This is a genomic window from Massilia glaciei (genome assembly GCF_003011895.2).
In the GTDB taxonomy this organism is placed as follows: domain Bacteria; phylum Pseudomonadota; class Gammaproteobacteria; order Burkholderiales; family Burkholderiaceae_D; genus Telluria_A; species Telluria_A glaciei.
This window is the reverse complement of record NZ_PXWF02000115.1, coordinates 1-7,276: the sequence shown is the minus strand read 5'-3', so window position 1 is coordinate 7,276 and position 7,276 is coordinate 1. Positions and strand designations below refer to the sequence as shown.

The window sequence follows — 7,276 nt, the reverse complement described above, 5'->3', positions numbered from 1 at the left end:
ACTAATTCGGTGAAGCATCTTGCCGCATATCACGAAGCGTTGTGTTCGTTGCAGCAGAGAGGTGAGATTATGCAGTGTTTCGCGATATTCGTCAACTTCTTTTTTTACTACGCGCTCTTAAAGCGTTCCCGATGATTGTTCCGCAAGCTGTTGATTTAGCGCGTCTTTTTCTTCGGGAGGCGAACTATAGCAAAGGTAAAGGGGCTTTGCAATAGACAACACTCAAAATCGTGGAGGCTTGTCGCACGCGGCCTGCCGCAGGCAGCCGGCGGCGAACCCAAGCCCGGCGACCAGATAACACAGCGCCGTGGGAATCCACATGATCAGTCCGGCGAGTTGCTGGTCCTCCATCGGGGTCAGCGCCAGGCCGGCCGCCGCGCCGTTGGGCGAATACAGCAGGCGCGGCGCGAAGGTGATCAATGCTCCCAGCATTCCGGTATGCATCAGCGTGACCAGCGACCATAGCGCCGCCATCCCGCTTGCGCCCGCCCCGGCGGCCCGGTCGCCCCCGATGGCCGCCCAAAACAACATCGCGCTGGCGACAAAGGAAAGATGCTCGACGGTGTGCAGCCAAGGCCGGCGCAATGCGGCATCAAACAGCACCGGCGCATGCCAGACCCAGATCACGGCCGCATGCACTGCGAAGGCGACACTCGGGCGGAGCAGTGGCTGCGTCAGCTTGCGCAGTCGCGCGAACCAATCGAAGGTGCGCGGCCACCAGCCGGCCAAGGCCAACGCGAGCGGCACCGACGGCCTGGCCAGCACCAGCAAGGGCGCGGAAAAAGCAATCAGCACCATGTGCTGCGCCATGTGGGCGGCAAAGCTGATCTCGCCGAGGGCATCGAGTGGCCAGATCAGCGCCAGGAACAATCCGGTCGTGCCGAGGAAGAAAGCGCCAAGTGGCCCCGCCCGCAACAAGCTTGATGCGCGGTGTTTCTTTCGCATCGAGACGACGCCCTTGCTATACAAGGCGATGAACAGCGCGAGCGGCACCCACACCCACGGATCGAACGTCCACCAGTGGTGCGCAGTGTCGCCGGAGTGCGCCAGGCCAAGCGACGGCGCGGCCAAAGCCGCGAAGATGGCCGCGGCGCGAGCGGCCGGCGTCAGGCGGCGCATGGCGGCAGCAAGGCAACTGGAAGGGCGACCCATAGCACCACCAAGATCGAAAGGATGGACAGCAGCATCGTGCACAGGCCGCAGAAGCGCTCGGCACGCCCGTCGCCGGACGCCTGCTGTGCGGAGCCGATCCATCTGGCATGGCTGATCACACCGATATAGCTGAGCAGCGCGACGGCCAACAGCGTCGCGATTCCCACGCCCGCCTCGACGACGCTCAGTCCGAACAGCACCGCGCGCTTGGTCCCGGCGGTGCAGGCCAGCGAAACGATGACATAACAGAAGAGGAAATGGATGGACCAGATGACCGGCACGCTGGTCAGCGTGAACAAACTGCTCCGTTTAAGAACGTTGGCCATTTATTTGCCCGCCACGAAGGGGAAGATATAAATGACCACGTACCCGACCACCCATTGCATCACCATATAAGACCAGAACAAGGCAGTCACCTGGGGCTCGACCGGGCGGCCGCAGTCGATATAGCCGGCCCTCGCGCGCAGCACGACAAAACACGCCATCAGCACCGCGGCCGCCGCGTGCACCAGCTGGTAGCCGCTGATTGTGTGCACCAGCGCGCCGTAGGCATGCAACTTGGCCGGCACGGCGCCCAAATGCAAACCGATGAGCTGGGCCGCGATGAACACCAGCGCCAGCGCGATTGCCGCGGCGCATCCGTATTGCAGGCGGCGCGGCTGTCCCGCGCGGTTGGCCGCGTCCGCCCAGCGCATGGCCACGCCACTTAGCAGCAGTGCCGCGCCCCCTATCGACGGCGGCACCAGTGCCAAGGGGCCATAGCCCGGCGGCGGCGGCCATGCCGGGGCCACCGTCCACAGGAAGAAATACGCGAAGATCAGCGACGCGAAGACGGTCGCGTCGGCCAGCAGGGCGATCAGGGCCCCCCACCAGCCCGGTGAGCGCGGCGACGCGAAATGGTAGGGCAAGGTCAGCCCGCCACCTGCATCCACACTGCCCGCGGGGCAGCGCGAGCCGCCCTGCCAGGCCCACACGAAGAGCGCCCCGACCGCGAGCAGGGCGCCGCCCAGCGCCAGCCAGTACATTTTGGCCAGCATGCCGATGAACAACGGCGAGGTCAGCGCCGCCGCCCAAAAGGGCGTGCTGGTATTGCCCGGCAGGACCGCCACATACTGCGGCTGCGCATGCATGGTGCTGGTGATGAGCGTCTCACGCACTGTGGCCGTGGCGTGGCCGAGGTAGTACCCGCTGCGCGCGGCGCGCTCGCCCGTGTCCGGCTGGTCCCAGAGCGGGTCGCGGCCCTCCACCGCCGGCTGCGAGGCGAAATTGTAGGTGGCACCGGGGGCCGAGAGGGCCCATTCCAGCGTGCCCGCGTTCCACGGATTGGGGCCGGCCTTTTTGCCATAGACAAGGTGCAGCACGACGTCGACCAGGAACATGGCGACTCCCACCGCGCCGAGGAAGCCGCCGACGCTCGATAGCAGGTTCAGCCAGTCCCACCCCAACCCCGGCGCGTAGGTGTAGACGCGCCGCGGCATGCCGATGAGGCCGGTGACATGCATGGGCAGGAACGTCAGGTTGAAGCCAATGAAAATCATCCAGAAGGTGAGCCGGCTCAAATGCTCGGACACCAGCTTGCCCGAGAACAGGGGCAGCCAGTAGTAACACGCGGCAAACATCGGAAACACCATGCCGCCGAACAGCACATAGTGCAGATGCGCCACCACGAAATGCGTGTCGTGCACCTGCCAGTCGAACGGCACCATGGCGACCATGACCCCGGTCAGCCCGCCAAGCACGAAGATGAACAGGAAGCCGAGCACGTACAGCAGCGGCGTTCGCAGGACCGGGCGCCCGCTCCACAAGGTTGCGATCCAAGCGAACACCTGGATCCCGGTCGGGATCGCCACCGCCATGCTGGCCGCCGAAAAAAAAGCCAGCGACAGCAGCGGAATGCCGACCGCGAACATATGGTGCACCCACAGGCCGAAGCTGATGAAGCCGGTGGCGATGACGGCCAGCACCACCCAGGTGTAGCCGACCATAGGGTGGCGCGCGAAAGTGGGCACGATGGTGGTCACGATGCCGGCCGCCGGCAGGAAGATGATATACACCTCGGGATGGCCGAAGATCCAGAACAAATGCTGCCACAACAGCGGATCGCCGCCCAACGCCGTGTCGTAGAACGGCAGGCCGAAGGCGCGCTCGAGTTCGAGCAGGATGCTCGCCAGGATCAGTGGCGGGAACCCGAACACGATCATGAACGAGGTGATCAGGATGTACCACGCGTACAGCGGCATGCGGTGCAGCGCCATGCCCGGGGCGCGCGTCTTGAGGATCGCCACCACCAGCTCGACACCGGCGGCCACCGCGGAGATTTCGGCGAATGTCACGCCGAGCAACCAGAAATCGACCGCGGGGCCGGGCGCGAAGGCGGGCCCGTTGAGCGGCACGTACATGAACCAGCCGCCGTCGGGCACCGCGTCGAACAGATAACTCGAGAACAGGAGGATGCCGCCGAACAGGTAGCACCAGTAGCCGTAGGCCGACAGGCGCGGATAGATCAGGTCGCGCGCCCCGATCATCTTGGGAATCAGATACACCGCGAAGCCCTCCATGACCGGCACCGCAAAGAAGAACATCATCGTGGTGCCATGCATGGTGGAGGCGCGGGCGTAGGCGTTGTGCGCGAGCAGGTCGTTGCCGGGGACCGCCAACTGGCTGCGGATGAGCATTGCGAGCACGCCGCCGATCAGGAAAAAAATGAAGCCTGTGACGATGAAGCGCAAGCCGATCGTGCTGTGGTTCACCGCGAGCATGCCCCGCCAGCCGGGCAAATTGCGCCAGACCTCGTCCAGGCGCCGTTGGAGTTCCGGGGCGGCGGCGTCCGGCGCCGATGGGGTGGCCATTATTTGAGGCCCTCCAGATAGACGGCGATGGCCTCGAGCGCGTCGGGTTCGAGGTGGGCATACGCGGGCATCCGGTTGCCCGGCTTGAGCCGCTGGCCGTGCGCGATCAGCGCCACCAGATTGGCGCGGTTGTTCGCCAGGGTGCCCGCGCCCAACTGAAGGCGGCTACCGATGTGGGTCAGGTCCGGCCCCCTGGCCAGCGGCGCCGCCCCCAGGCCGCGCACCGCATGGCAATCGACGCAGCCGCGGGCGGTGAATTCGCGGCGCCCGCGCAGCGCCCGCGCGTCCGCCGGATGCGCGGCCGGCCGGCGCTGGGACGCGAGCCAGGCCTGATGCCGCACGGCCGGCTCGGCGATCACGAGAAGGGCCATGCGCGCGTGTTGCGCGCCGCAAAACTCGGCGCATTGACCTCGGAAAATGCCCGCCTCGTCGGCCCGCAGCACGATATGGTTGGTCCGGCCCGGGATCAGGTCGATCTTTCCGGCCAGCCGGGGCACCCAGAAACTGTGGATCACGTCGTTGGTGCGCACGGCGATGCGCACCGGCACGCCGGTCGGGATATGGATCTCGTTGGCGGTGGTGACCGCCAGGCCGGGCGCGCCGGGGTAGTGCACATCCCACCACCACTGGTTGCCCACCACGACAATGTCGATCGGCGCATTCGGGTCGGCGCCGCGCAACTGACGCATTTCGACGAAACCATAGACCAGCAGGGCCGTCAGGGTGAGCACCGGCAACGCGACGCCGCCGGCGACGATCAGGAGATGGGACGAGGTGCGCGGGGAGGAGTTGAGCGGGGAGGACGTGCGCGCGCGCTGCCGTGGCGCGCGCAACACCGCGTACAGCGCCAGCGCCATCACGAGCAGCAGGATTAGGGTGCCCCCAATGAACATCACCCAGCTGATCTTGGCAATGGCGGCGGCCGCCGGCCCCGCCGGCGACATGACTGATTGCACGCCTGCGCACCCCGGCAGCACACACACCAGCGGCGCGAGCAGCCCTTGTCGACGCAATTTGCAAAAGATCATAGGCACAGGCATCCGTTTGGCTTATCTGTTTAGGAGGATGAACCGGTCATCGTTCTTTTAAAAATTTTTCGGGGGTCGCGCCCATGTCACTCATGCTGAGCCTGCATATCGTCTTCGTGGTCATCTGGTCGGCCACCCTGCTGTATTTCCCCCAATTGCTCGCGCAGCATGCCGGCGCCGGCGACCCCGCCACGCGGCGCGCATCGATACATATGCAACACGGCCTGTACGTGTTTGCCATGACCCCCGGCGGCGTGCTCACCGTGCTCGCCGGCGTCTGGCTGTTGTTCGAACGCGGCTTCGCCGGCGGCTGGCTGCCGGTCAAACTGTTCGCGGTCCTGCTGATGGTCTTCCTGCACCTCTACTTCGGCAAGCTGATGCGCGACTTGCACCAACGGAAGGCACGCCCTGCCCCGCGGTTCTATCGTGCACTCTCGCTAGGCCCCGCCATCCTGATCTTCGTGGTGCTGGGCCTGGTCCTGGCCAAGCCGTTCTAAGCGCCTACTCGTCCTCGTCGTTTTCGGATCCAACGTTGTGGTAGAACACCAGCTTGCCGCCGAACCAACCCACGGTGCTTAGCGAGAGGGCGCTCACGGCCGAAAGGAACAGCCCCCACGGCAAGATGCTGCCCCCGGGATCGGCCAGCCGCATCGACCAGTTGGCCGCGGCCAGGGACAGCAACATGATCGCGGCGATGAAATGGCTCCAGCTCGTCACATGGCGCCGGATCTCTTTCACCAGCAGGAAATCGAGCGTGCCGGCGACGCTGGCCAGGCTGCCCATGGCCAAGCCGGCGCCGATGATCCACAAGGAAGCGCGGGCCCAGAACGGATCGGCCGTCCACCAATAGGCCAGGTCGCTGGCCAGCCCCCCGAGCAGAAAGGCGAGCGGAAACGACACCAGCATCGCGTGCACCGGATGGCCCGCGATCGCCACGAAACTGGGGATGCTTCTTGGTACGGGCTTGAGCAAAGGGCTTTTCATGGGCGGTGGGGGATGGTTGTTCGCAGTTGTAGTTCCGAAATGCGCGAGCCGACGCCGGCGGCGCAGAATGGGCGGCACGGGTTGGCGTCCATCTGCATTGTCGATTTCAGGGCCGCGCGGCCCTTATTCGGAATCAAAGGTGCCACGCTCGGGGCGACAGGCTCGGAATGCTCGCGCGAGTGAGCATTCCTGGATCTCCAAGTCCGTCGTCAGCCCGCGTTTTAACGTCATTAAGGGGCGTCCTCCATCGTGTGTCCGCTTTCCGATCTCAATCCGATCTGCAATCGTCTTGCGCAAAATCAAATGTTCCATGGCTTGACCGATTTCAAATAGACATCCTGAGAAAAGGAAAATTGTTTGAGCAAACCACTTATCGTGATGGGCGACAAAACGACCCATGGGGGAACCGTCATCGGCGCCGATTTGACCTTTGATATCAACGGAAAATACGTCGCCCGGGTCGGGGACATGACCGTGTGCCCAAAGTGCAAGGGCACCTTCCCGATCACCGCCGGGCCGACTGACCTCGTAGACGGCGCAGGTAACGGCTATGCTCGCCACGGGGATGCGACCGCCTGCGGGGCGCGCCTCATCTCAAGCCAGATCACGACCACATGGTCGAACGAGTCCTCCCTTGGCGATGCCCCTCCCGACGACAGCGGTGCGGAACGGATTGCGACGTCCCTGATCGCCGCGCCGACCACGTCCGGCATTTGTCTGGATTGTCTGCTCACGGCGGCGGCCAGCGGCGGTTCGACCGTGGTGCGGGAGTGACGAGCGACGTGGCGGAACGCCTCGCCCACCTTCAACAGGAGCAGCCGGCACTAAGGCTATACGCGCTGGTTGATGGCGCCCAATTCAAAAACCTCCATGGCGACAATCTCAAGGAGGGAGTTGGCCTCTTCCCGCTCTTTTCAGGCACTTCCGATGCCCCGCTGGCGCATGCAGGCCCTTGGCTCGTCGATGCTGAGCTAGCTGATGCGTGCGTCGTCACAAGCATGGCGGCTCTGGAGATGGCGCTGCCGGCCGTCACATGGCTCATCGCGCCGCAAGACCTTCGCGGCCTGACGCAACTGCTCCAACTGAAGCTGGACATAGAACTGCCGGACCAGCGCAAGGCACTGCTTCGCTTTTGGGACCCCCGCGTCCTGGCCGAATTGGCCGGAATTCTCGATCCGGACCAGCGCGAGACATTTTTCGGCCAGGTGCACGAATGGCACCTGATGCTCAACGGCAAGCGCGCATGGATAGGACGGCAGAGTG

At 64.7% G+C, this 7,276-nt stretch carries 8 protein-coding genes; 3 read left to right on the top strand and 5 right to left on the bottom strand.

Features of this window, described 5'->3' with window-relative positions:
* Window positions 1-222 precede the first annotated feature (222 nt).
* The 4 genes from C7C56_RS08490 to coxB are packed head-to-tail and all read right to left on the bottom strand — an operon-like array spanning window position 223 to window position 4,957.
* Window positions 223-1,119: a cytochrome c oxidase assembly protein gene (locus tag C7C56_RS08490; protein ID WP_181373073.1), complete on the bottom strand. Its 897-nt coding sequence runs from the start codon at window positions 1,117-1,119 to the stop codon at window positions 223-225.
* On the bottom strand, window positions 1,107-1,451 hold the full coding sequence (locus C7C56_RS28670; RefSeq protein ID WP_181373072.1) for a hypothetical protein: 345 nt from the start codon (window positions 1,449-1,451) through the stop codon (window positions 1,107-1,109). Before C7C56_RS28670 ends, C7C56_RS08490 begins: the two co-directional genes overlap by 13 nt.
* Before the next feature lie 27 nt (window positions 1,452-1,478).
* A complete protein-coding gene (ctaD, locus tag C7C56_RS08485) occupies window positions 1,479-4,001 on the bottom strand; it encodes a cytochrome c oxidase subunit I (RefSeq protein ID WP_106757005.1) in 2,523 nt (840 codons plus the stop codon).
* Window positions 4,001-4,957, bottom strand: coding sequence for a cytochrome c oxidase subunit II (coxB, locus tag C7C56_RS08480; RefSeq protein WP_219933121.1), 957 nt, complete (start codon window positions 4,955-4,957; stop codon window positions 4,001-4,003). Before coxB ends, ctaD begins: the two co-directional genes overlap by 1 nt.
* A gap of 155 nt (window positions 4,958-5,112) precedes the next feature.
* Here coxB and C7C56_RS08475 point away from each other — a divergent pair, with 155 nt between their 5' ends.
* Window positions 5,113-5,526: a CopD family protein gene (locus C7C56_RS08475; RefSeq protein ID WP_106757003.1), complete on the top strand. Its 414-nt coding sequence runs from the start codon at window positions 5,113-5,115 to the stop codon at window positions 5,524-5,526.
* 4 nt (window positions 5,527-5,530) lie between these two features.
* On the opposite strand, the gene C7C56_RS08470 is transcribed toward C7C56_RS08475, so the two are convergent.
* The gene (locus C7C56_RS08470; RefSeq protein ID WP_106757002.1) at window positions 5,531-6,013 is read right to left on the bottom strand and encodes a DUF2231 domain-containing protein; all 483 of its coding nucleotides are present in this window, start codon (window positions 6,011-6,013) and stop codon (window positions 5,531-5,533) included.
* A 357-nt stretch (window positions 6,014-6,370) separates the two neighbouring features.
* Between C7C56_RS08470 and C7C56_RS08465 the strand changes: the two genes are divergently transcribed.
* Together C7C56_RS08465 and C7C56_RS08460 are read left to right on the top strand one after the other, a co-directional pair.
* Window positions 6,371-6,787: a PAAR domain-containing protein gene (locus C7C56_RS08465; RefSeq protein WP_106757001.1), complete on the top strand. Its 417-nt coding sequence runs from the start codon at window positions 6,371-6,373 to the stop codon at window positions 6,785-6,787.
* A partial coding sequence (locus tag C7C56_RS08460) for a DUF4123 domain-containing protein (RefSeq protein WP_106757000.1) occupies window positions 6,784-7,276 on the top strand: 493 nt, incomplete at its 3' end. The genes C7C56_RS08465 and C7C56_RS08460, both read left to right, overlap by 4 nt.

Excerpts from the sequence above, each read along its gene's own strand:
- C7C56_RS08490 (WP_181373073.1), bottom strand. The coding sequence starts at position 1,119 with ATGCGCCGCCTGACGCCGGCCGCTCGCGCCGCGGCCATCTTCGCGGCT.
- ctaD (WP_106757005.1), bottom strand. The coding sequence starts at position 4,001 with ATGGCCACCCCATCGGCGCCGGACGCCGCCGCCCCGGAACTCCAACGG.
- C7C56_RS08475 (WP_106757003.1), top strand. The coding sequence starts at position 5,113 with ATGTCACTCATGCTGAGCCTGCATATCGTCTTCGTGGTCATCTGGTCG.
- C7C56_RS08470 (WP_106757002.1), bottom strand. The coding sequence starts at position 6,013 with ATGAAAAGCCCTTTGCTCAAGCCCGTACCAAGAAGCATCCCCAGTTTC.